General features: G+C 68.9%; 23 protein-coding genes, 1 tRNA gene and 1 pseudogene. 8 read left to right on the top strand and 17 right to left on the bottom strand.

The window, feature by feature from the left end; translation table 11 throughout:
• Positions 1 to 10 precede the first annotated feature (10 nt).
• On the top strand, positions 11 to 577 hold the full coding sequence (locus ACLQ6X_RS05270; RefSeq protein ID WP_411699123.1) for a Chromate resistance protein ChrB: 567 nt from the start codon (positions 11 to 13) through the stop codon (positions 575 to 577).
• Between the two features lie 34 nt (positions 578 to 611).
• Here the strand turns inward: ACLQ6X_RS05270 and ACLQ6X_RS05265 are convergent, their stop codons facing one another.
• From ACLQ6X_RS05265 to ACLQ6X_RS05245, 5 genes are all read right to left on the bottom strand, one after another.
• A complete protein-coding gene (locus tag ACLQ6X_RS05265) occupies positions 612 to 995 on the bottom strand; it encodes a hypothetical protein (protein ID WP_411699122.1) in 384 nt (127 codons plus the stop codon).
• Between the two features lie 74 nt (positions 996 to 1,069).
• Positions 1,070 to 1,145 (bottom strand) — tRNA-Arg (locus ACLQ6X_RS05260).
• A 43-nt stretch (positions 1,146 to 1,188) separates the two neighbouring features.
• Positions 1,189 to 1,596, bottom strand: a complete 408-nt coding sequence (locus ACLQ6X_RS05255; RefSeq protein WP_411699121.1) for an MmcQ/YjbR family DNA-binding protein — start codon at positions 1,594 to 1,596, stop codon at positions 1,189 to 1,191.
• 9 nt (positions 1,597 to 1,605) lie between these two features.
• Positions 1,606 to 1,809, bottom strand: a complete 204-nt coding sequence (locus ACLQ6X_RS05250; RefSeq protein ID WP_411699120.1) for a hypothetical protein — start codon at positions 1,807 to 1,809, stop codon at positions 1,606 to 1,608.
• 40 nt (positions 1,810 to 1,849) lie between these two features.
• A complete protein-coding gene (locus tag ACLQ6X_RS05245; protein ID WP_411699119.1) occupies positions 1,850 to 2,329 on the bottom strand; it encodes an SRPBCC family protein in 480 nt (159 codons plus the stop codon).
• 85 nt (positions 2,330 to 2,414) lie between these two features.
• Between ACLQ6X_RS05245 and ACLQ6X_RS05240 the strand changes: the two genes are divergently transcribed.
• Together ACLQ6X_RS05240 and ACLQ6X_RS05235 are read left to right on the top strand one after the other, a co-directional pair.
• A complete protein-coding gene (locus ACLQ6X_RS05240) occupies positions 2,415 to 3,236 on the top strand; it encodes an alpha/beta fold hydrolase (RefSeq protein ID WP_411699118.1) in 822 nt (273 codons plus the stop codon).
• A 30-nt stretch (positions 3,237 to 3,266) separates the two neighbouring features.
• Positions 3,267 to 3,818 carry a TetR/AcrR family transcriptional regulator gene (locus tag ACLQ6X_RS05235; protein ID WP_411699117.1) on the top strand — a complete coding sequence of 184 codons (552 nt, stop codon included), beginning with the start codon at positions 3,267 to 3,269 and terminating at the stop codon, positions 3,816 to 3,818.
• Positions 3,819 to 3,961: 143 nt separating this feature from the next.
• Here ACLQ6X_RS05235 and ACLQ6X_RS05230 read toward each other — a convergent pair whose 3' ends face one another.
• The 3 genes from ACLQ6X_RS05230 to ACLQ6X_RS05220 are packed head-to-tail and all read right to left on the bottom strand — an operon-like array spanning position 3,962 to position 7,851.
• On the bottom strand, positions 3,962 to 6,070 hold the full coding sequence (locus tag ACLQ6X_RS05230; protein ID WP_411699116.1) for an iron ABC transporter permease: 2,109 nt from the start codon (positions 6,068 to 6,070) through the stop codon (positions 3,962 to 3,964).
• Positions 6,027 to 6,998: an ABC transporter substrate-binding protein gene (locus ACLQ6X_RS05225; RefSeq protein WP_411699115.1), complete on the bottom strand. Its 972-nt coding sequence runs from the start codon at positions 6,996 to 6,998 to the stop codon at positions 6,027 to 6,029. Before ACLQ6X_RS05225 ends, ACLQ6X_RS05230 begins: the two co-directional genes overlap by 44 nt.
• Before the next feature lie 25 nt (positions 6,999 to 7,023).
• Positions 7,024 to 7,851 (bottom strand): ABC transporter ATP-binding protein, encoded by an 828-nt coding sequence (locus tag ACLQ6X_RS05220; protein WP_411699114.1) that lies wholly within the window; start codon positions 7,849 to 7,851, stop codon positions 7,024 to 7,026.
• A 208-nt stretch (positions 7,852 to 8,059) separates the two neighbouring features.
• On the opposite strand from ACLQ6X_RS05220, the gene ACLQ6X_RS05215 reads away from it, so the two are divergent.
• Both ACLQ6X_RS05215 and ACLQ6X_RS05210 read left to right on the top strand, forming a co-directional pair.
• Positions 8,060 to 8,203, top strand: a complete 144-nt coding sequence (locus ACLQ6X_RS05215) for a hypothetical protein (RefSeq protein ID WP_411699113.1) — start codon at positions 8,060 to 8,062, stop codon at positions 8,201 to 8,203.
• 4 nt (positions 8,204 to 8,207) lie between these two features.
• Positions 8,208 to 8,450 (top strand): zinc-ribbon domain-containing protein, encoded by a 243-nt coding sequence (locus ACLQ6X_RS05210; RefSeq protein ID WP_411699112.1) that lies wholly within the window; start codon positions 8,208 to 8,210, stop codon positions 8,448 to 8,450.
• A 4-nt stretch (positions 8,451 to 8,454) separates the two neighbouring features.
• Here ACLQ6X_RS05210 and ACLQ6X_RS05205 read toward each other — a convergent pair whose 3' ends face one another.
• Together ACLQ6X_RS05205 and ACLQ6X_RS05200 are read right to left on the bottom strand one after the other, a co-directional pair.
• Positions 8,455 to 9,567, bottom strand: coding sequence for a Gfo/Idh/MocA family protein (locus tag ACLQ6X_RS05205; protein ID WP_411699111.1), 1,113 nt, complete (start codon positions 9,565 to 9,567; stop codon positions 8,455 to 8,457).
• Entirely contained in the window at positions 9,564 to 10,304 is a 741-nt protein-coding gene (locus ACLQ6X_RS05200) for a sugar phosphate isomerase/epimerase family protein (RefSeq protein WP_411699110.1), read from the bottom strand. The genes ACLQ6X_RS05205 and ACLQ6X_RS05200 overlap by 4 nt, the downstream gene beginning before the upstream one ends.
• A gap of 85 nt (positions 10,305 to 10,389) precedes the next feature.
• On the opposite strand from ACLQ6X_RS05200, the gene ACLQ6X_RS05195 reads away from it, so the two are divergent.
• Positions 10,390 to 10,983, top strand: coding sequence for a TetR/AcrR family transcriptional regulator (locus ACLQ6X_RS05195; protein WP_411699109.1), 594 nt, complete (start codon positions 10,390 to 10,392; stop codon positions 10,981 to 10,983).
• Between the two features lie 37 nt (positions 10,984 to 11,020).
• Here ACLQ6X_RS05195 and ACLQ6X_RS05190 read toward each other — a convergent pair whose 3' ends face one another.
• Both ACLQ6X_RS05190 and ACLQ6X_RS05185 read right to left on the bottom strand, forming a co-directional pair.
• Positions 11,021 to 11,431: an arsenate reductase ArsC gene (locus tag ACLQ6X_RS05190; RefSeq protein WP_411699108.1), complete on the bottom strand. Its 411-nt coding sequence runs from the start codon at positions 11,429 to 11,431 to the stop codon at positions 11,021 to 11,023.
• A 54-nt stretch (positions 11,432 to 11,485) separates the two neighbouring features.
• Positions 11,486 to 12,385, bottom strand: coding sequence for a metalloregulator ArsR/SmtB family transcription factor (locus tag ACLQ6X_RS05185; protein ID WP_411699107.1), 900 nt, complete (start codon positions 12,383 to 12,385; stop codon positions 11,486 to 11,488).
• Between the two features lie 95 nt (positions 12,386 to 12,480).
• On the opposite strand from ACLQ6X_RS05185, the gene ACLQ6X_RS05180 reads away from it, so the two are divergent.
• Positions 12,481 to 13,224 carry a hypothetical protein gene (locus ACLQ6X_RS05180; RefSeq protein ID WP_411699106.1) on the top strand — a complete coding sequence of 248 codons (744 nt, stop codon included), beginning with the start codon at positions 12,481 to 12,483 and terminating at the stop codon, positions 13,222 to 13,224.
• A 40-nt stretch (positions 13,225 to 13,264) separates the two neighbouring features.
• The gene (locus tag ACLQ6X_RS05175) at positions 13,265 to 15,250 is read left to right on the top strand and encodes an amino acid transporter (RefSeq protein WP_411699105.1); all 1,986 of its coding nucleotides are present in this window, start codon (positions 13,265 to 13,267) and stop codon (positions 15,248 to 15,250) included.
• Positions 15,251 to 15,254: 4 nt separating this feature from the next.
• On the opposite strand, the gene ACLQ6X_RS05170 is transcribed toward ACLQ6X_RS05175, so the two are convergent.
• The 5 genes and pseudogenes from ACLQ6X_RS05170 to ACLQ6X_RS05150 form a co-directional block, all read right to left on the bottom strand.
• Entirely contained in the window at positions 15,255 to 15,737 is a 483-nt protein-coding gene (locus tag ACLQ6X_RS05170) for a hypothetical protein (RefSeq protein ID WP_411699104.1), read from the bottom strand.
• Between the two features lie 94 nt (positions 15,738 to 15,831).
• Positions 15,832 to 16,542, bottom strand: a complete 711-nt coding sequence (locus ACLQ6X_RS05165; protein WP_411699103.1) for a response regulator — start codon at positions 16,540 to 16,542, stop codon at positions 15,832 to 15,834.
• Complete coding sequence (locus ACLQ6X_RS05160; protein ID WP_411699102.1) at positions 16,539 to 19,043, bottom strand: DUF4118 domain-containing protein; 2,505 nt, start codon at positions 19,041 to 19,043, stop codon at positions 16,539 to 16,541. Before ACLQ6X_RS05160 ends, ACLQ6X_RS05165 begins: the two co-directional genes overlap by 4 nt.
• 6 nt (positions 19,044 to 19,049) lie before the next feature.
• Positions 19,050 to 19,655, bottom strand: coding sequence for a potassium-transporting ATPase subunit KdpC (gene kdpC / locus ACLQ6X_RS05155; protein ID WP_411699101.1), 606 nt, complete (start codon positions 19,653 to 19,655; stop codon positions 19,050 to 19,052).
• Between the two features lie 27 nt (positions 19,656 to 19,682).
• Positions 19,683 to 20,262: pseudogene (locus ACLQ6X_RS05150) on the bottom strand (HAD-IC family P-type ATPase); the annotation flags it as partial.

Genomic DNA, 20,262 nt, shown 5'->3' with positions numbered 1-20,262 from the left:
CATTCATCGCGTGACTACCACTACACCGCCCGTCTTTTCCTGGCTGCTCCTGATTCCGCGTATTCCGACCCAGCCCTCACGACATCGCGTGGCCGTCTGGCGCGAGCTGCGTCGCGCGGGCGCCGTGCCTGCCGCATCCGGAGCGTGGGTGGTGCCGGGTCTTCCCGCGTTCACCGAGCTCATCCCCGCCATCCGCGAACTCGCGGAACGGGGCGACGGTTCGCTCGCAGTGTTCGACGTTGCCGGGCGCGAGGAAGGCGACGCGACCGCCCTGCGCGACCTCTTCGCCGCCGCCAGAATCGACGAGTGGAAGGAGTTCGTCGCCGACTGCGGAAAGTTCGACGCGGAGATCGACCGCGAGTTCGCGAAGGAGAAATTCACGTTCGGCGAGCTCGAAGAAGAAGAGCAGAGCCTCGAACGGCTGCGTCGCTGGCACCGCGACCTGATGCGCCGCGACGCCCTGGCACTGCCGGAAGCGTCGGACGCGACCGACCGTCTTGCCGCGAGCACCGAGAAACTCGCCACCTACTCGGAGCGGGTCTTCGAGGTCAACCTGCCGAGCGACCCCGCCCTGTAGAGGCAGTCTGCCTCCACGAACCGAATAGTGATCGTCAGCTGGCGCCCCAGGGCTGCAGTGCCGCGAGGAGTTCACGAGCAAGGGCGGTACCGAGTTCGCCCTCGAGCGCGGGGTTCGCAAGAACGAAGATCACCTTCTCGCCGACCTGGTCCGCGAAATAGACGTCCTCTCTGCTTTCCAGCGTCTCGGCCCATTCCTCGACAAAGCCTGCGGAGACATTGCCGTCGATGAATGATCGGATAACCGCCGAGAGATCATCCGTTGTTACGGGGACAAGAGGGGCGGAATCCCAGCCGAAGTTGGCGAGCCGTTGTCGACTCTCAGAAAGTGGCCGTCGACACGTGATCACGTCCGTCAAGACCTCTACGCGTAGCGCCGTTCGTTCTTCGTTTTCGCCGTGGACGCCCAAGACAGTCACCCTTCGCCTATCGACCGGCCGTCACCCGAACCGCTTAACGGCGAAAGCCCCGCACGAATGTGCGGGGCTTTCCGTGGTGCGCCCGGAGGGATTTGAACCCCCGGCCTATTGATCCGTAGTCAATTGCTCTATCCGCTGAGCTACGGGCGCATGTTCTGCATTTTCGCACTGGGCGCAAATGCCAACTGGAAAACTATACCAGCCGTTGGGGCCCGTTCCGTCCACCCGCGGCATCCAGCGCCTTAATCTGCCGCACCAGCGCAACCTGCCGATACGAGGTGTCGATGATCTCGCCGAGCTCCGTCCAGTCGGTTCCCGGCTGGTCGAGGTCGGTGGCGAGCCAACCGCCCGGCCCCCAGTACGGCGGCGAGAAGAACCGCCCGTCCTGAAGGTAGGGGCCGCGTTCATCCGAATCTGGCTTGAAGACTATCGAGAACGGGCGGTCCATGCTCGCCGACACCATGATGAAGATCTTCTTGCCCGCGCGGAACGTGGGCCTCCCCCACGCCTCCACCTCGACGGACTCCGGGTAGGCGAGGCAGATCGCGCGCACGCGTTCGACGAGCGGATGCGCCGGGTCGACGACCTCGGGATGCTGCATTCCCCGAGATTAGCGCCGCGCGGTGCGCAGCAGGAAGCGCAGTCCGTCTTCGATCGACTCGAAGACGCCGAGGGCCCGGTCGCGCAGGTCGCGCAGCTCGAAGCCGGCCTGTGTGCGCAGCACGGTTCCGGCCACCGTCGAGCTGCCGCGGTTCTGAACCGTCCAGCGCCCTTGGCCGGCTTGCACGAGTTCGAAAGCTTCCGCATAGGTCATGCCGCTCACGATAGGAGAACCGGATGAACCGGGGCCGACGTCAGAGTGTCTGTGGCGTCACGCCGCCGAAGCGATCTACCAGCCTGTCTATCGTCATGCCCCAGCCCGCGCGCATGCCCGTCGCGAGCTGCTCGCGAACCCGTTCGTCGGAGAGATGCTCGGGGAACGTCTGGGTCAACGTCATCTCGGTGCCGGACTCGCCGGGGGCGAAGGTGACCGTCACAACGGGAGCGTCGTCGTTCGGTTCCGGCCAGCCGCCCTCGGCGCCCCAGGTGAAGACGAGTTTCTCGCCCGGCACGATCTCGCGGTAGACGCCGCCGGTCACGTACTGCTCGTCTTCGTCGATGATCATGAGCTGTCGCCACGCCCCGCCGACGCGCAGGTCGACCTCGGGAGCGCCCGGCGAGCCCTCGCCGCTGAAGAACCAGTCGAGCTGTGCGGGGTCGGTCCACGCGGCGAAGACGTCTGCCGGCGAGGCGGCGATCGTGCGGCGGAGGGTGAAGTCGCGGTCGTGTGTCATGAGATCGATAGTGGCCCGCGAAAAGCGCCGGCAACAGTACTTGACCGGTAGCGCGACGGCGTGCGGCGCGAGTACATTCGCGGGCATGACGACGATCGAGGTGCCCGACGGCCAACTGCACTTCGAGGTGCGAGGCAGCGGGCCCCTGCTGCTCATCACCGGTTCGCCGATGTCGGCGGCGGAGTTCGGGCCGCTCGCCGAGGCGCTGGCCGGCGATCACACCGTGGTGACGCACGACCCCCGCGGCGTCGGCGGCAGTTCACTCGACGACCCCGACGCACCGTCACAACCCGAGCTGCGGGCGCGCGACCTGACCACCCTGCTCGACCGCCTGAAGGCGGACACCGTGGACGTGCTCGGGTCGAGCGGCGGGGCGGTGACCGGCCTGGCGCTCGTCACCGACTACCCCGGGCGGGTGCGCACGCTGATCGCGCACGAGCCGCCGCTGCTCGAGCTGCTTCCCGACGCCGTGCGCTGGCGCAAAGAGATCGAGCAGATCGTTACGACCTTCCACGAACAGGGCGCCGGCGCCGCCTGGGGCGCGTTCATGCGCAGCGCGGGCTTCGTGAGGGACGGCGACACTCCGCCCGCGCCTCCCGAGCCGCGCCCCGAACCCACGGAACAGCAGCTCGCCGACACCGCGCGTTTCTTCGACCACGATCTGCGGGCGACGACCCGGTACCTGCCCGACGTCGCCGCCCTGGTCGTGAGCCCGGCGCGCATCGTCGTGGGTATCGGGGCCGACTCCGGGCACCTGAACACCTACCAGACGTCGATGGCCCTCGCGACGCTGCTGGCCGAGCCGCCCGTGACGTTTCCCGGCGATCATGCCGGCTTTCTGGGCGACCCGGCCGGCTTCGCCGCCGTCATCCGCGAGGTTCTCGAGACCGACCCGGCCGTCAACTGACCGCGGCCGCGGCGCCCCTAAAATGCACGTATGACTGATTCTCCGCGGGCGAACCGCGGCCCGAGCGCGGCGCCCGAGAACCGTGCGGCGCTCATCGGGGCGGCGCGCATGATCTTCGCGACGCGCGGGCTCGACGCCCCGCTGAGCGCGGTCGCGAAAGAAGCCGGCGTCGGCCAGGGCAGCCTGTACCGGCACTTCCCCACCAGGTACAGCCTCGCCCTCGCGGTGTTCGAGGAGAACGCCGACGAGCTCGAGGGCATCGCCGCGGTCGACGGCTCCACCCTCGGCGACGTGCTGCGGGCCATCACCGCCCAGGCGATCGTGTCCACCGCCTTCTTCGAGATGATCGAGATCGAAAAGACGGATGACGCGGGGCGGCACCTCATCGACCGGATCAGCTCCGTGGTCGAGTCGAAGCTACCGGCGGCCCGCGCGGCCGGCCGGGTCGCCGACTGGATCACGACGGAAGACGTGCTGCTCGGCATCGCCATGCTCGCGGGCGCTCTGGCGAAGACGGTGCACGACGAGCGTCACGCCGTCGCGACGCGGGTGTGGGTGCTGCTGCCGTTCGGGCCCGACTAGCGCGGCCTGGGCGGCAGGCCGGTTGTCGCCCGCTCACCGAGGTTCTCGACACGCGTAAGAGCCGGTTTCGGCCCGATGACGCGACCGCGGCGGGCTCATTGGGCCGAAAGCGGCTCATCCGCGGTCGGGCGGGCGCCGGCGCCTCAGCGCCGCGACCTCCACAGCAGCCACACGAAGTAGGGCGCGCCGACGACGGCGGTGAGCAGCCCGGCCGGTAGTTGTGCGGGTGCGATCGCGGTGCGTCCGAGGGTGTCGGCGACGCAGACCAGGATCGCCCCGAGCAGGGCCGAGAGCGGCAGCACCGCGGAGTGGCGCGCGCCCACGAGCGCCCGAGCCGCGTGCGGGGCGACCAGGCCGACGAAGCCGATCGCTCCCACCGCCGCGACCGCGGTCGCCGTGAGCACGACGCTCACCGCGAGCAGCCCCAGCCGGGCGGGCGCGATGCGGATGCCCAGCACCCGCGGGGTGTCGTCGTCGAACGCGAGCAGATCGAGCTCGCGGCGGGCCGACAGCAGCACCGGCAGCGCGATCGCGAGGGTGATCGCGAGCGGAACGAGTTGCGGCATGGTGCGTCCGTAGGTGGAACCCGAGAGCCAGGTGAGCGCCTTCGCGCCGTTGTAGGGGTCGGTCGCGATGATGAGCATGCTCACACCGGCGGCGGCCGCGGCCGAGACGCCGAGGCCGATGAGGATCAGCCGGTTGTTCGCGAATCCGCCGCGCGCCGCGAGCCCGAACACGACCAGCGCCGCGCCGACCGCGCCGATCAGGCCGCCGGTAGTCACGGCGACGAAGCTCGCGACGGGCCAGAGCGTGATGACGAAGACCGCGCCGAGCCCGGCTCCGCCCGTCACGCCGAGGATCGCGGGCTCGGCGAGCGGGTTGCGCGACACCGCCTGCACGACCGCACCGGCGAGCGCGAAGGCGGCCCCGGCGAGGGCCGCGGCGAACACGCGGGGGGCGCGCGTTCCGAGCACGAAGTCGACGATGGTGCCCGACTGGCCGGTGACCCAGTTGACGAGGTCGCCGCCGAGCAGCTTCGTGTCGCCGAGCAACAGCGAGGCGACCACCACGACCGCGAGCAGCGCCGCGGCGACGGCCGAGAGCGTGATCCGGCGACGGGGAGAGACCGTGCGCGAGCTGACGAGCGCGCGGCTGGCGGCTTCGGACGACGCGCGCATCCGTAACGCGAGGGCGACGAGGAAGATCGCGCCGAAGATGGTGGTCACGACGCCCGTGGGCACTTCGACTCCGGCCGCGCCGCCGAACACGAGCCGCAGCAGCACGTCGGCCCCGAGCACGACGAGGACGCCGAGGATCGCGGACGCCGGGATGAGCAGGATGTGGCGCTGCATGCCCGGCACCTTGGCGGCGACGAGACGCGCGATCGCGGGGGCGGCGAGCCCGACGAAGCCGATCGGCCCGGCCACGTTCACCGCCGCTGCGGAGAGCACGACCGCGATGAGAACGCCGAAGAGCTGCGTGCCGCGCACGCTGACGCCGAGCACGCTCGCGGTGTCGTCGCCGAGGGCGAGCACGTCGAACCGACGCACCAGCAGGAGCGCGAGCACCGCCCCGACGAGCACCACCGGGCCGAACGTCGAGACGACCGTCGACCCGTTCTGGCCGATCGTTCCCTGGCCCCACGCGTACAGGCCGATGGTGCGCTCGGGGAAGAGCAGCAGCAGAACCGTCGTCGCGGATCCGAGGGCGAGGGCGATCGCCGAACCGGCGAGGATGAGCCGGATCGTACCGCTCTCCCGCCCGGCGGACAGCACCAGCACGAGGGCCGCGGCCGCGAGGCCGCCGACGAAGGCGACCGCGCCGCTGGCGAGGAGCGGCAGGCTGAGGCCGAACACCGAGAACGCGACGACCGCGAAATAGGCGCCCGCGTTCACCGCGAGGGTGTCGGGCGAGGCCAGGATGTTGCGCGCCACCGTCTGCAGCAGCACGCCCGCGACACCGAGCGCGACTCCGACGATGACGCCGGCCATGAGCCGCGGCAGTCGCGAGGCGACGAGAATCGCGGTCGCCTGATCGTCGCCTGCACCGGTGAGGGATGCGAAGAGATCGAGCGGCGAGACGTCGGCCGATCCCTGGCTGATGTGCACGGCGCCGAGAACGACGGCGAGCACGACTCCTAGAGCGAGAAGGGAGACGGCGCCGAGGCGGATCGGGGGAACCCGGTTCGCCAGGGCGCCGTCAGCGTTCTCAGGAGGTGAGAGAGTCGACGACCGAGTCAATGAAGAGGTCAATCGAGGCGGGTCCGCCGAACGGCCAGATGCCGTCGGTCAGCGTGTAGACGTCGCCGCTCTGCACGAACGGCAGCGAGGTCCAGACCGGGTTCGCGGCCAGCTCGTCGCTGTACACGGTGCCCTCCTGCGAGCCGAGCACGAGGTACTTCACGTCGGCGGGCAGGGCGGTAAGGCCCTCGACGTCGGTCTCGCCGAGGCCGTAGTTCTCGTCGCCTTCGTCCTCCCAGGCGCTGACCAGGCCGAGCTCTTCGGCGACGTCGGTGAGCAGCGCACCCTGGTAGAACGGGCGAATGGTGATCGCGCCGTTGTAGGCGTACGCGTCGTTGAGCGCGATCGCGGCACCGTCGAGTCCGGCCTCCTCGATCGCGGCCTTGCCCTCGGCGATCTTCGCGTCGAGGTCGGCGAGAAGCGTTTCCGCCTCGTCTTCGGTGCCGGTGAGCGTCGCGATGTCGTTGAGGTTCTTCTCCATCTGGCCGATCGCGTCGCTGGCGTCGGCTCCGCGCAGCACGAGAACCGGTGCGATCTCCTCGATCTGCGTGATGGCCGTCTCGGCCAGGTCGTTGGTGACGACGACGAGGTCGGGAGCGAGGCCGGCGATAGCGTCGACGCTCGGCTCGCCACGCATGCCCACGTCGGTGACCGTGTCATCCACGGGCGCAGCCTGCACGTAGTCGGTGTAGCCGGTGATGTCCGAGATGCCGGCGGGCATAACACCGAGCGACACGAGGCTCTCGGCCGCGTTCCACTCGAGGGCGACGACCGTGGTCGCCGGGCCGTCGAGCTCGATCGTCTCTCCGCGATCGTCGACGACGCTGACGCCCGAGGCGCCGGAGTCGGTCTCGGTCGTGTCTTCGGTGGTTCCGCAGCCGGTGAGCACGAACGCTGATGCCGCGACGAGCGACAGCACGGCGATAGGGGATTTCTTCATGGTTTCCTTCGGTGAATGGGCAGGTCTAAGAGATTCGGATGCCACGGGCCGCACTGTTGTGCCGTCCCCGGGCGCGCGCCGTTACGTGTCCCGTGGCGTCGTCGGTCTCGACGTCGACGCGGATGCCGTACACGGCGCTGAGCGTGTCGGACACGAAGACCTGCTGCGGGGTGCCGCTCGCCAGCACCCGGCCGGCGTCGAGCAGCACGACCACGTCGGCGAGCGCCGCTGCCTGGTCGAGGTCGTGCAGCACGACGCCCACGGTCACACCGTGCTCGTCGGCGAGGTCGCGGATGAGGTCGAGCAGCTCCACCTGGTAGCGCAGGTCGAGGTAGGTCGTCGGCTCGTCGAGCAGCAGGACGTCGGTGTCCTGCGCGAGGCAGCACGCCAGCCAGACGCGCTGCAGCTGGCCGCCGGAGAGCTGGTCGACCTGCTTCCCGGCGAGGTCGTCGACACCGGTCATCTGCATGGCGCGCGCCACGTACTGGGCTCCATCGTCGTCGCCGCGCACCCAGCGGCCGCGGTGGGGGTGGCGTCCGAACTCCACGAGTTCGCGCACGCTGAGGCCGCTCGGTGTCGGCCGGCTCTGGGCGAGCAGCGTGACCCGCCGGGCGAAGTCGCGGTGGCTGAGCGTGAAGGCGTCCACCGTGTCATCCGTCGACGCTGCCGTCGGGGTCAGCGCTATGGCGCCCGAGTCGGGTTTGTGCAGGCGGGCCAGCGCGCGCAACAGTGTCGACTTGCCGCTGCCGTTCGGTCCGACGAGCGCGGTGACCTGTCCGGGCGCGAGGCTGATGCTCGCCGCGTGCACGACGGGGGTGCCGTGGTACGAGAGGGTCAGATCGGAACCACGCATCAGCCCACTATAGGTGAGGCTTACCTTACATGTCACTTTCCTGAGAAGACCGGCCTCTCGACGCCTTTCATCATCGGGCGGGCGGAGTCAATGCCAACCGGTCGAATGGCGTGCGGCGCCCGCAGCGCTCATCATTGTTCACTCGGGTGCTAGCCGCCGTCGAACCCCCGACGTCGATTGCCCCGGTGAATCGAAAGCGACAGATCCGATGTTCCGACTTCTCAAGTACGTGCCCATCGTGCTGCCCATCGTGACCAAGGCCGTCAAGAGCCCGCAGGGCCAGCGTGCGCTCGCGAAGGTCAAGGCGAGCATCCAGGCCAAGCGCAACGGCACTGCCGGCGGAACCCGCTAACGCAGTGTTCCTGCTTTTCGGCTCGCGCGTTTCGCAGCAGATCGTGAACGTGGTGGCGTTCGTGTGCGGCTACTGCCACGTCGACGCGCCGCAGCACGTGGTCAAGTCGTCGAACAAGTTCACGCTGTTCTTCGTGCCCCTGTTCTCCTTCTCGACCAAGTACCACAACGAGTGCACGAACTGCGGGGGCCGCACCGCGTTGACGCCCGAGCAGGTGCAGCACTCCTTGCGGCTCGCGCGCAACTAGGCGTCTAGAGCGTCGCCGCCGCCGGGTCCCACGATTCGGACAGCCGCGCGGGCTGCTCGACCGTCGAGGTCAGCGGCACGACGGCACCCGTCTCGGCCGCCCGCTCGATCGCGAGCAGCACGTCGAGAACGTGCAGGGCCAGCGCGCCGCTCGCCCGCTCGGTCTCGTCACCGCGGATCGCGCGGGCGAGATCGAGCACGCCCGAACCGCGAGCGTGGGTCGATCCCTGTGCGGCCACCACCGTCGGCTCCTCCTGCCCGAAGCGCCAGAGCAGGGAGTCGCCCTCGAACTTGTTGGGGTCGGGAAGCACGAGTGTGCCCTCGGTTCCGCTGATCTCGACGAATCCCACGCGGCGCTGGGCGTCTTGGAAGCTGAAGGTGGATGCCGCCGACTGACCGCCCGCGAATCCGATCAACGCGGCGTGATGCGTGGGCACCTCGACGGCGAAGGCCGTGCCCGCCCGCGGCCCGGTCGCGATCGTGCGCTCGGTATGCGACGTCGACGAGACGGCGCTCACCCTGGCCGCGGCACCGAAGACGTGCACCAGCGTCGTCACGTAGTACGGGCCCATGTCGAAGAGCGGCCCGGCGCCGCGCGCGAAGAGGAACTCCGGGTCGGGATGCCACGCCTCGGGGCCGCCGACCTGGAACAGGGTGGTGGCGGTGAGCGGTTCGCCGATGTCGCCGCGGTCGATCGCGCGCAACGCCGACTGGATTCCCGCGCCGAGCACCGTGTCGGGCGCGCACGCCACCCGCACTCCGGTATCGGCGGCGGCAGCGAGCAGCGCGGCACCCGACTCGTGGTCGAGGGCGAGGGGCTTCTCGCTCCACACGTGCTTGCCGGCCGTGACGATTCGCCGGCCCACCTCGGCGTGCACGGCCGGGATGGTGAGGTTGACGACGATCTCCACGTCGTCGTCGTCGAGTAGCTGGTCGACGGTGCCGAAGCGGGGCACCCCGAACGCCTCGGCCTGTGCCCGCGCGCGCGCGAGGTCGAGGTCGGCGACGAACAGCACGCGCAGGTCGGGGAACGCGGTGAGCGTCGAGAGATACTGGCCGCTGATGTAGCCCGCGCCGATGATCCCGACACCGACCGGGCCGCCGCGTGCGGCGCTCACGCGTCGTGCTCCCGCAGCCAGGCGAACGAGTCGGCGATGCCGTCGAACACGTCGCCCGCGTAGGCGTCGAACTCGATGACCCGCACGGCCTGCGGTGCGGCAGCGAGGACGCCCGTCACGTCGACGGCACCCCGGCCGGCCGGCCGCTGCAGCGAGGTGTCGGCGCTGAGCGCGCCGTCTTTCACGTGGATGAAGGTGACCCGGTCGCCGAGCGAACGCAGCAGGGCGGGCGTGTCCGCCCCGCCGACCGACGCCCAGAAGGTGTCGATCTCGAGCACGACGGCGGGGTCGATGCGTTCGACGAAGCTGAGCAGCGCGGGGCGCCCGTCGATCTGGTTCGCGAGCTCCCACTGGTGGTTGTGGTAGCCGAACGCGAGCCCGAAGGTGGCGGCCCGCACGGTCAGCTCGTTGACCCGGTCGGCGGTTCTTGCCACGTCGTCGGCCGTCAGCCACCGCTCGGTCGGCACCAGGGGGTCGATGACCGTGCCGATGCCGAGACGCACCGCGGCCTCGAAGATGCGGTCCGGTTCATCCGAATCGATCACGGCAGCGTGCCCGGACGGTGCCGAGACTCCGGAGGCCGCGAACGCCCGCTCGTACTCTTCTGCGCGCTCGGCGAATGCGTAGGGCTCGACGTGGCGCAGCCCGATATCGGCGAGCCGCGCGACCGCGCCCTGCAGGTCGTCGGCTATGGCGTCGCGCACGCTGTAGAGCTGCACGGATACGGTCGGGGTCATTCGATACTCCCTTGTTCGATGGTCTGCGCAACACGATAACAGGCAAAACCGCCGCGTGGAGGTTTTTTCGCCATAGACTGCGAGCATGGATGACACGCCCCCACGTTCGTACGCGAAGGGTGTAGCCCGTCGCAAAGAGATCCTCGAGCGCACCATCGAGGTATTCGCCGAGAAGGGGGCCGCCGGCACGTCGCTGCGCGCAATCGGCGAGGCCATCGGCGTCTCGCACGGCGCCCTGTTGCACTACTTCTCATCGCGCGAGGAGCTGCTCGTCGAGGTATTGCGCGAGAACGCCGCGCGCTTCGACGACGACTACCAGAAGGCCGGCGACGGGCTGCTCGACGGCATGCTGTCGGCAGCCGAGCGCAACGTCACCATTCCCGGTCTCGTGGCGCTGTACTCGACCATGATGGGCGCCTCCGTCGAGCCGGGGAACGAGACCTCGCGCCGGTACTTCGCCCACCGGTTCGCCGGCCTGCGCGCGGAGCTGGTGGAGCAGGTCGTCGCCGCCCAGACCGCCGGAGCGATCCGCGCCGACGTCTCCCCCGAGTCGGTCGCCGCGCTCGTCATCGCCGCCTCCGACGGCCTCCAGGTGCAATGGCTGCTCGACCCCTCGGTCGAGATCACGGCCGGGCTCGAGGTGTTGCAGACGATGCTCGCGGTGCCGACCGCACGCTGACAGGCAGCGGCAGATCAGACATCGAGCCGATCCCTGCTCAGGCCTTTGCGGGGAGAAGTTCGGCGAGAAGCGTTTCGATGCGGGCCTTGATGTCGTCGCGGATCGGGCGCACCTCGTCGATGCTCTTGCCCTTGGGGTCGACGAGCTCCCAGTCTTCGTAGCGCTTGCCCGGGAAAATCGGGCAGACGTCACCGCAGCCCATCGTGATGACGACGTCGGAGTCGCGCACCTGCTCGGTGGTCATCAGCTGCGGGATTCCCTGGCTGATGTCGATGCCCTCTTCGGCCATCGCGGCGATCGCCATCGGGTTGATCTGGTCGCCGGGCTCGGAACCGCCGGAGCGCACCTCGACCGCGCCGCCGGAGAGTGCCCGCATGTAGCCGGCGGCCATCTGCGATCGGCCGGCGTTGTGGATGCAGACGAAGAGAACGGTGGGCTTGTCGGTCATGGGAGCTTCCTCACTATCGGATACCGAAAGCATAGACCGTGATCTATGGGTTGGCTAGAGCGGGCTCAGATTCAGTGAGACCAGCAGCTCGCGCACCCGCGCCTCGATGTCGTCGCGGATGTCGCGCACCCGAGCCAGGGGAAGACCCACCGGATCCTCGAGGTCCCAGTCGAGGTAGCGGCGACCGGGGTACACCGGACAGGCGTCGCCGCAGCCCATCGTGACCACGACGTCGGCGGCGCGCACGACATCGTCGGTGAGCGGTTTCGGGTACTCGCCCCCGATCGGCACGCCGATCTCGTCGAGCGCGGAGACGATGACCGACCGCACGGCGCTCGCCGGCGCGGAACCGGCGGTGCGCACGCTCACCCTGTCGCCGGCTAGGTGTCGGAGGATGCCCGCCGCCATCTGCGAGCGGCCGGCATTCTGCACGCAGACGAAGAGCACCTCGGGCACGCCCTCCCCCTCGGGCAGCGCGGCCGCGGCGAGGGCCGCGAGCCGGTCGGCCGCGAATCGCGACGTCAGCGACGGAAGATGGCGGGTGATGTGCGCCTGGTCGGCAAGCAGGGCGTGACTCTCCCGCACGTAGCGCTCCACGGTCTCCGCCGCGAAGGTTCCGGCGAAGCGGTCGGCGAGATCCGATGAGATCCGTTCGAGCACTCCGTCGGCGATCGTGGGGGGCTGGTCGGCGCGCAGCACGTCGGTGACCCGGTCGACCTGACCGGGACTGACCGAGTACCAGACATTGCGACCCTCGGGTTCGCGCTCGAGCAGACCCTCGTCGAAGAGCGCCTTGACGTGGTGGCTCACGGTCGGCTGGCGGAGTTCCAGCGCCACGGCCAGGTGGCCGACGAGCGCACGGCCCTCGGCGCTCTCCAGGATGAGCGACATGATGCGGGCTCGCGTCGGGTCGGCTAGTAGCCGCAGCTCGGCGGTCGACCCCCCAGTACCCATAGATAGAAGTCTATGCGAACGGCTCGTCGCCCGGAGAGGCTTTACTCAGGCGGGTCAGCGCAGACTGAAGACTCAGTCGAACCGAAAGGTCCCCCATGAGCAACCTCCAACGCATGCTGAAAATGGCTTCCCAAGCACTCGACAAGAAGGGCCAGACCTCGTCTTCAGGATCCGGAAAGACCGACTGGCGAGAGATGGTTCGCACCGCGGCCGATAAGGTCACGGGCGCCGATCGCGCCGCGGACCGCGGACCCTCCGCTCCGCAGCGTCCGGATGTTTCATCCGAAGTCAGCACCGAAGACCGCGCCGCCATCGCCCGCTACAACTACCTGCTCGAGACCGCGCCTCCCGAGCAGCTCGAGTCAGTACATCGCGAGGCTTTCGCGCGCCTCTCCCCCGCCCAGCGTGAACAGGTCGAGGCCCAACTTCGGGCGCACCTGCCTGCGAACGAACAGCCTGCATCGGCGAGCTCCGAAGACCTCGCCCGCTCAGCCACCCGGGGCGAAGCGCACAACCCGGGATTCCTACGCGGACTTTTCGCGAAGCCGTCAGGGCGGGGAGCCGCCGGTGCGCTCGCCGGCGTTGGCCTCGGGGCTGCCGGAGGACTGCTCGCCGCCGTGGCCGGAGGAGCCGTGCTCAGCAGCGTTGCCGCCCCGCTCCTCGAACAGGCCGCCGGAATGGGTGTGGACTTCGAGAGCTTCGCCGGCGGTTTCGACGGGATTGCGGAGGGCGCGGGCGACTACGCCGCCGGCCTGAGCGAACAGGCGTCCGAGCTGGGCTCCAACTTCGAGATCCCCGGGTTGTCGGGGCTGTCGAATTTCTTCGGCCGAGATAGCTAAAGCGCGGACAGCACGCCGGGCGCGAGTAGTGTCGTGCCACGTGAGCACACCCCTCCCGTCAGACGCCATCCCCGCCGTCGTCTCCCTGCGCCAGTCGAAACGGGACACGGCGCCGAGCCCGCTCGGCACGTGGTTGCTGGCCAACCAGGTCGCGCCGGCCGGCCCGGAGGCGGGCGAGAAGAACCAGACGCACGCGTGGTGGAAGGTGATGACGCTCACCGGCGTCGACTACTTCTCGACGCTGTCGTACCTGCCGGCGATTGCGGTGCTCGCGGCGGGCGCGCTCTCGCCCGTCGCGACGCTGCTCATCGTCGTTCTCACGCTGTTCGGCATGCTCCCCATGTACCGCCGCGTCGCGAAGCAGAGCCCCCACGGCCAGGGCTCGGTGGCGATGCTCGAGAAGCTGCTGCCGTTCTGGCGGGGCAAGATCTTCGTCCTCGTGTTACTCGGCTTCGTCGCGACATCCTGGATCATCACCATCACGCTGTCCAGCGCCGACGCGACGGTGCACCTGCTCGAGAATCCGTTTGTGCCCGAGGCGCTGCGCGGCGCGAACGTGATCGTCACCGTCGTACTGCTTCTCGTGCTCGGCGGCGTCTTCCTGCTCGGCTTCAACGAGGCCGTCAACGTCGCGATCCCGCTCGTGGCGATCTTCCTGCTGCTGAACGCCATCGTCATCGGCGTCTCGATCGCGGCCATCGTCGCCGAGCCCGCCACCATGCAGAACTGGCTCGAACGGCTGACGGCCAGCAGCGGCGATTTCGGCGACATCGCGAGAACCGCGATCTTCGCCTTTCCCCTGCTCGTGCTGGGACTCTCCGGTTTCGAGACCGGGGTGAGCATGATGCCGCTCGTGAAGTCCGACGGCTTCACCGAATTCCAGGTGCTCGCGTCGCGCGTGCGCAACACCCGCAAACTGCTCACCACGGCGGCGGTCATCATGAGCGCCTACCTACTTGCGACGAGCGTCGTCACCACCGTGCTCATCCCCGCGGAGGAGTTCGAGGAGGGCGGGGAGGCCAACGGGCGCGCCCTCGCCTACCTGGCGCACCTCTACCTCGGCGAGGGTTTCGGCACCGTCTACGACATAAGCAGCGTGCTCATCCTCTGGTTCGCGGGGGCGTCGGCGATGGCCGGGCTGATCAACATCGTTCCCCGCTACCTGCCGTCGTACGGCATGGCGCCGGAGTGGAGCAAGGCCATCCGGCCGGTCGTGCTCGTCTACACCGGCATCAGCATCGTCATCACCATCGCCTTCAACGCCGACGTCAACGCGCAGGCCGGCGCCTATGCGACCGGCATCCTCGCGATGATGGTGTCGGGGGCGGTCGCGGTCACGATCGCGGCGGTGCGCAAGCGTGAACGACGCGCCACGTTCGGCTTCTCCGTGCTGACCGCGGTGCTGATCTACGCGCTGCTCGCGAACGTGATCGAAAAGCCCGACGGCATCGCCATCTCGAGCCTGTTCATCGCGGGCATCGTCACGGTCTCGATCATCTCGCGTGCCTACCGCGCCACCGAGCTGCGCGTTGAGAGGGTTGAATTCAATGCGACTGCGCGGCGGCTGATCGCCGAGGTCCTCGCCGTCGACGGCCAGCTGAACATCGTCGCCAACCGCCGCCAGACCGGGCACGCCGACGAGTACGCCGAGAAGGAGGAATCGCAGCGCGGCATGAACCCCGTGCCGTCCACCTCGAAGGTGCTCTTCCTCGAGGTCGACGTCGTAGACCCGTCGACCTTCCGCCAGACGCTCAATGTGCGCGGCGTCGAGGTGGGCGAGTTCCTGATCCTGCGGATCGACAGCGCCGTGGTGCCCAACACCATCGCCGCCACCCTGCTCGCACTGCAGGAGGCGACCGGGGTGCGGCCGCAGTGCCACTTCGAGTGGGCCGAGGGCAACCCGATCGCCTATCTGTTCAAGTTCCTGCTCCTGGGCCGGGGCGACACCGCGCCGCTGGTGCGGGAGATCCTGCGCGAGGTCGAGAAGGACCCGAGGCAGCGTCCCGGAATCCACGTCGGCGGCTGATCGCTCAGGCCTTGATGTCGTGCAGCAGCGTCACCCCGCGGCACGGGATGATCACGAGGTCGCCGACGGCGATGTCAGCCGGCAGGTAGGTCGCACTGCCGCCGCCCCGCGGGTGAAGGCTTTCGAGAACGACGGAGGCCGGGCTCGCGTCCGATGCCCGCCCGAGGAGGCGCGCCTCGCCCGCCGTCGGGTCGCAGCCGGAGAGGTCGGCGTCGATCACGACGTGCAGGCGGAGGTCGCTGCGCCACTCCGCGGAGACGACCCGAGCCGCCACGACGGAGGCGAGCTCGGACTCCGACGGGCGGCCGCCGCTGCCGGGGATCGCCGCGTCCGCGGTGTGCACACACGGCGTGCCGCACCACTCCACGAGTCGGGTGATCGACAGAGCCGCGATGATCACGTCGCTCTCGGTGTGGGTCGTGAATGCCGGCCACATGTCGGTCGTGAGGGTCTTCGCTCGGCGCGTCTGCACGCGGGATAGGTTCATGTATCCAGCGTCGCCCGTAGCGTCCGCCGCGCCTAGCGGCCTTACGGCCTCCATACGCGCACGGCGCGGATCGTTACGCGATCCATGCGGTCGGTCAGGGCAGTGGCGCGGCCGGTTGCGTCTGTTCTTCGCCGTCCGCGATGAACCGGTAGCCCATGCCGAGCACGGTGACGAGGTGACGCGGGCGAGAGGGTTGCGGCTCGAGCTTCTTGCGCAGCTGCGCGAAGTACAGCCGCAGATACCCGGTGTCGGCGGAGTGGTGCGGGCCCCACACCTCGGTCAGCAGCGATTCCCTGGTGACCAGCCTGCCGCCGCTGCGCAGCAGGATGTCGAGGATCCGCCACTCGGTCGGCGTCAGACGCACGACCTGCCCGCCGCGACGCACCTGCTTCGCGGAGAAGTCCACGCTGACGTCGGCGAAGGTCACGACCGGCTCCGACTCCTCCGACGGAAGCCTGCGGGTGAGCGCTCGGATGCGCGCGAGCAGTTCCTCCATCGAGAACGGCTTGGTGACGTAGTCGTCCGCTCCCGCGTCCAACGCCTCCACCTTGTCGGTCGCGCCGCTGCGTCCCGAGACCACGAGGATCGGCACCTGCGTCCAGCCGCGTAGCCCCACGATCACCTCGATCCCGTCGAGTTCCGGCATGCCCAGATCGAGCATGATCAGGTCGGGGTGGTGGGCGATCGCCTGATCGAGCGCCTCGACGCCGTTTCCGGCGGTGACGATGTCGTACCCGCGCGCCCCCAGCGTCACCTTCAGGGCGCGGAGGATCTGCGGGTCGTCGTCCGCGATCAGAAGCTTCACGCGTCGCCCTCGAGGTCGGAGATGGTTCCGGATGCTGCGGGGAGCGAGATCACCATGGTGAGGCCCCCGCCCGGGGTGTCTTCCGCGTGCAGGCTGCCCGCCATGCCCTCCACGAAGCCCTTCGACAGCGCCAGCCCGAGGCCGAGACCCGTCGTGTTGTCGGTGTCGCCGAGGCGCTGGAACGGCACGAAGATGTCGTCTTTGCGTTCCATTGCGACGCCTGGGCCGCGGTCGGCTATGCGAATTTCGATGGAGCCGGCGAACGCGCTCGCCGACAGCCGCGGCGGAGTGCCCTCCGGCGAGAAGCGCAGCGCGTTGTTCAGCAGGTTCACCAGCACGCGCTGCAGCAGGCCGGCGTCGGCCATCACCTCGGGCAACCCGTCTTCGATGCCGAGCTCCACGTCCGCCGGGCCGATGCCCAGTTCGTCGAGGGCGGGCAGCACCGCGTCCACGACGTCGAGCGGGGCCGACATGACGGCCAGCGCGCCCGCTTGAAGCCGGCTGGCGTCAAGCAGGTTGGTGACCAGCGCGGCCAGGGAGTCGAGGGACTCGCCCGCCGTGGCGAGCAGCTCCGACCTGTCCTTCTCCGACCAGCTGATGTCGGTGGAGCGCAGTCCGCTGACCGCGGCCGTCGCCGCGGCGAGCGGGCGGCGCAGATCGTGGCCGACGGCGGCGAGCAGCGCGCTGCGCATCCGGTCGGCCTCGGCGAGCGGCCGGATCTCCTCCGCGGTCTTCGTGAGGGCGTTGTGCTCCATCGCCGCGTCGATCTGCGCGGCGATGACGGCCAGCAGTCGGCGTTCGGAGGATTGCAGATCGGGGCCGATCAGCTGGAGGGTGCAGCGTTCGCCGACCGCCATCGAGGAGACGTGTTCGTCGGCACGGCCTTCGCCCACCGCATACAGCACGGAATCGCCCTCGAGCAGTCGCACGCTGCTGAGCCGGAACGCTTCTTGGGTGCGCGTGAGCAGGGCCTGGAGCGCGTCCTGGCCGCGTAGCACACTTCCGGCGATCGTCGCGAGCAGCTCCGACTCGGCAAGCGCGCGCACCGCGGAGCGGGAGCGTCTCGCCGCCTGATCGACGACGTAGCTGACGAGCACGGCGTTGATGATGTACAGCACGAGGGCGAGGGCGTGCGGGGGGCTCGCGATGGTCACCGTGTACAGGGGGTCGATGAAGAAGAAGTCCAGGGTCAGGCCAGAGAGGAGCGCTGCAAAGAGTGCGGGCCAGATCCCGCCCACGAGCGCGACAATGACAACCAGGAGTTGAAAGCCGAGCACATCGCTCGCGATGGACTCGTCGCTGCGGAAGGATGCGAGCAGCAGAGTGAGCAGGGGGCCGCCGATGAGCGCTACCAGCATCCCCAGAATACGGCGCTTCACGGTGAGCGCGCCGCCGATGCGCGGAAGCGCGAAGCGTCCACCCGCCGCCTCGTGGTTGACGATGTGTACGTCGATGACCCCGGACTCGCGGATGACCGTCGCGCCGATGCCCGGGCCGGTCAGGGCAGCGGCCACACGGCTGCGCCTGCTCACCCCGATCACGAGCTGGGTCGCGTTGGAGGCTTTCGCGAAGTCGACGAGGGCGCGCGGCACGTCTTCGCCGACGACCTGATGGTAGGTGCCGCCGAGCTTTTCGGCCAGGGAGCGTTGCGCGGAAAGAGCACCGGGGTGCGCGTCGCTGAGTCCGTCCTGCCCGCTCACGTGCACGACGAGCAGTTCGCCGCCGGCCGACCGGGCGGCGATGCGTGCGCCCCGCCTGATGAGGGTCTCGCCTTCGGGACCGCCGGTGAGGGCGACGACGACGCGTTCACGTGCCTCCCACTTGTTGTCGATGCCGTGTTCCGACCGGTACGCCTTGAGCGCGCTATCGACCTCGTCGGCGAGCCAGAGCAGAGCCAACTCGCGCAATGCGGTCAGGTTGCCGAGCCGGAAGTAGTTGGAGAGCGCGGCGTCGATGCGGGCGGCCGGGTACACGTTGCCCTCGGAGAGGCGATCCCGGAGTGCCTGCGGTGCGAGGTCTACGACCTCGATCTGGTCGGCGTTGCGCAAGACCTCGTCGGGGATGGTCTCCCGCTGCGGCGCGCCCGTGATCTGCTCGACCACGTCGCTGAGCGACTCGATGTGCTGCACATTGACGGTTGAGATCACGTTGATCCCCGCGGCGAGCAGCGCCTCGACGTCTTGCCAACGCTTGTCGTTCACCGACCCTGGCGCGTTCGTGTGGGCGAGTTCGTCAACCAGCGCGACGCCGGGATTGCGGGTGAGCACCGCGGCGAGGTCCATCTCGGAGAGCTGCACCCCTCGGTGGTCGATCTCGGCACGGGGCAGGATCTCGAGACCGTGCAGCAACGCGGCCGTGGCACTGCGGCCGTGGGTTTCCACGACCGCAATGACCACGTCCTTGCCCTCGGCGCCCAGCCGGGCGCCTTCTTCGAGCATGGCGTAGGTCTTGCCCACGCCGGGGGCGGCGCCCAGCAGCACTCGGAGCCGCCCTCTTTTCACGACTCGCTAGCCTTTCAGCTCGGCGAGAGCGATGTTGAGCTCGAGCACGTTGACGGTGGCCTCACCGAGGAAGCCGAGGTCGGGTGACTGGATCTCCGATTCCACGAGGTCGCTCACCGTCGCGACGGGCAGGTCGCGGGCCTCCGCGACACGCTCGACCTGCAGCCGGGCGTACGCCGGGCTGATGTGCGGGTCGAGACCAGACGCCGACGCCGTGAGGGCATCCGCGGGGATCTCGGCCGGTTCGACACCCTCGAGTTCGACGATGGCCATCTGGCGGTCGGTGATGGCGGCGATCAGGTCTTCGTTCTCCGGACCGTAGTTACTGCCGCTGGAGGCGGCGCCGTCGTACCCGTCGCCCGCGGCGGACGGCCGCGACTGGAACCACTCGGGAAGAGCGGCGCCGTCGGCATCGGTGAAGGACTGGCCGATGAGAGTCGATCCGACGGTCTCGCCGTCGACCTCGGTCAGCGACCCGTTGGCGTTCGCGCTGAGCGCCAACTGACCGATGCCGGTGATGGCCGCCGTGTAGCCGATGCCCAGCACCGCCGTGAAGATGAGCATCGCCCTTATCGCGACCCAGTACTGGCGGGCTGCTGTTCGTGTTGACATGTGTGTATTCCTTCCAGTTTTCGAGGGTTAGAAGCCGGGGATCAGTGTGATCACGAGGTCGATGATCTTGATGCCGACGAACGGCGCGACGATGCCGCCCAGGCCGTAGACCAGGATGTTGCGAGTGAGGATCTTCGACGCCGACAGCGCCCGGTACTTCACTCCCCGCAGGGCCAGCGGGATCAGCACGACGATGATGATCGCGTTGAAAATGATGGCCGAGAGAATCGCCGACGCGGGCGAGTGCAAACCCATGATGTTGAGCACACCGAGTCCGGGGAACACCCCGGCGAACATCGCCGGGATGATGGCGAAGTACTTCGCCACGTCGTTCGCGATCAAAAACGTGGTCAGCGCACCGCGTGTCATCAGGAGCTGTTTGCCGATTCCACAATCTCGATGAGCTTCGTCGGGTTCGAATCGAGATCGACCATGTTCCCAGCCTCTTTGGCCGCCGTTGTGCCGGTGTTCATCGCGACGCCGACATCCGCCTGGGCGAGCGCCGGGGCATCGTTTGTGCCGTCACCGGTCATCGCGACGAGCTTGCCCTCGCTCTGTTCTCTTCGGATGAGCGCCATCTTGTCTTCCGGAGTGGCCTGTGCAAGAA

The organism is Conyzicola sp. (genome assembly GCF_046714715.1).
GTDB lineage: Bacteria > Actinomycetota > Actinomycetes > Actinomycetales > Microbacteriaceae > Conyzicola.
This window is presented reverse-complemented; position numbering and strand designations above follow the sequence as displayed.

Excerpts from the sequence above, each read along its gene's own strand:
- ACLQ6X_RS05255 (WP_411699121.1), bottom strand. The coding sequence starts at position 1,596 with ATGCAGCATCCCGAGGTCGTCGACCCGGCGCATCCGCTCGTCGAACGC.
- ACLQ6X_RS05250 (WP_411699120.1), bottom strand. The coding sequence starts at position 1,809 with ATGACCTATGCGGAAGCTTTCGAACTCGTGCAAGCCGGCCAAGGGCGC.
- ACLQ6X_RS05245 (WP_411699119.1), bottom strand. The coding sequence starts at position 2,329 with ATGACACACGACCGCGACTTCACCCTCCGCCGCACGATCGCCGCCTCG.
- ACLQ6X_RS05240 (WP_411699118.1), top strand. The coding sequence starts at position 2,415 with ATGACGACGATCGAGGTGCCCGACGGCCAACTGCACTTCGAGGTGCGA.
- ACLQ6X_RS05235 (WP_411699117.1), top strand. The coding sequence starts at position 3,267 with ATGACTGATTCTCCGCGGGCGAACCGCGGCCCGAGCGCGGCGCCCGAG.
- ACLQ6X_RS05225 (WP_411699115.1), bottom strand. The coding sequence starts at position 6,998 with ATGAAGAAATCCCCTATCGCCGTGCTGTCGCTCGTCGCGGCATCAGCG.
- ACLQ6X_RS05220 (WP_411699114.1), bottom strand. The coding sequence starts at position 7,851 with ATGCGTGGTTCCGATCTGACCCTCTCGTACCACGGCACCCCCGTCGTG.
- ACLQ6X_RS05215 (WP_411699113.1), top strand. The coding sequence starts at position 8,060 with ATGTTCCGACTTCTCAAGTACGTGCCCATCGTGCTGCCCATCGTGACC.
- ACLQ6X_RS05200 (WP_411699110.1), bottom strand. The coding sequence starts at position 10,304 with ATGACCCCGACCGTATCCGTGCAGCTCTACAGCGTGCGCGACGCCATA.
- ACLQ6X_RS05195 (WP_411699109.1), top strand. The coding sequence starts at position 10,390 with ATGGATGACACGCCCCCACGTTCGTACGCGAAGGGTGTAGCCCGTCGC.
- ACLQ6X_RS05190 (WP_411699108.1), bottom strand. The coding sequence starts at position 11,431 with ATGACCGACAAGCCCACCGTTCTCTTCGTCTGCATCCACAACGCCGGC.
- ACLQ6X_RS05185 (WP_411699107.1), bottom strand. The coding sequence starts at position 12,385 with ATGGGTACTGGGGGGTCGACCGCCGAGCTGCGGCTACTAGCCGACCCG.
- ACLQ6X_RS05180 (WP_411699106.1), top strand. The coding sequence starts at position 12,481 with ATGAGCAACCTCCAACGCATGCTGAAAATGGCTTCCCAAGCACTCGAC.
- ACLQ6X_RS05170 (WP_411699104.1), bottom strand. The coding sequence starts at position 15,737 with ATGAACCTATCCCGCGTGCAGACGCGCCGAGCGAAGACCCTCACGACC.
- kdpC (WP_411699101.1), bottom strand. The coding sequence starts at position 19,655 with ATGTCAACACGAACAGCAGCCCGCCAGTACTGGGTCGCGATAAGGGCG.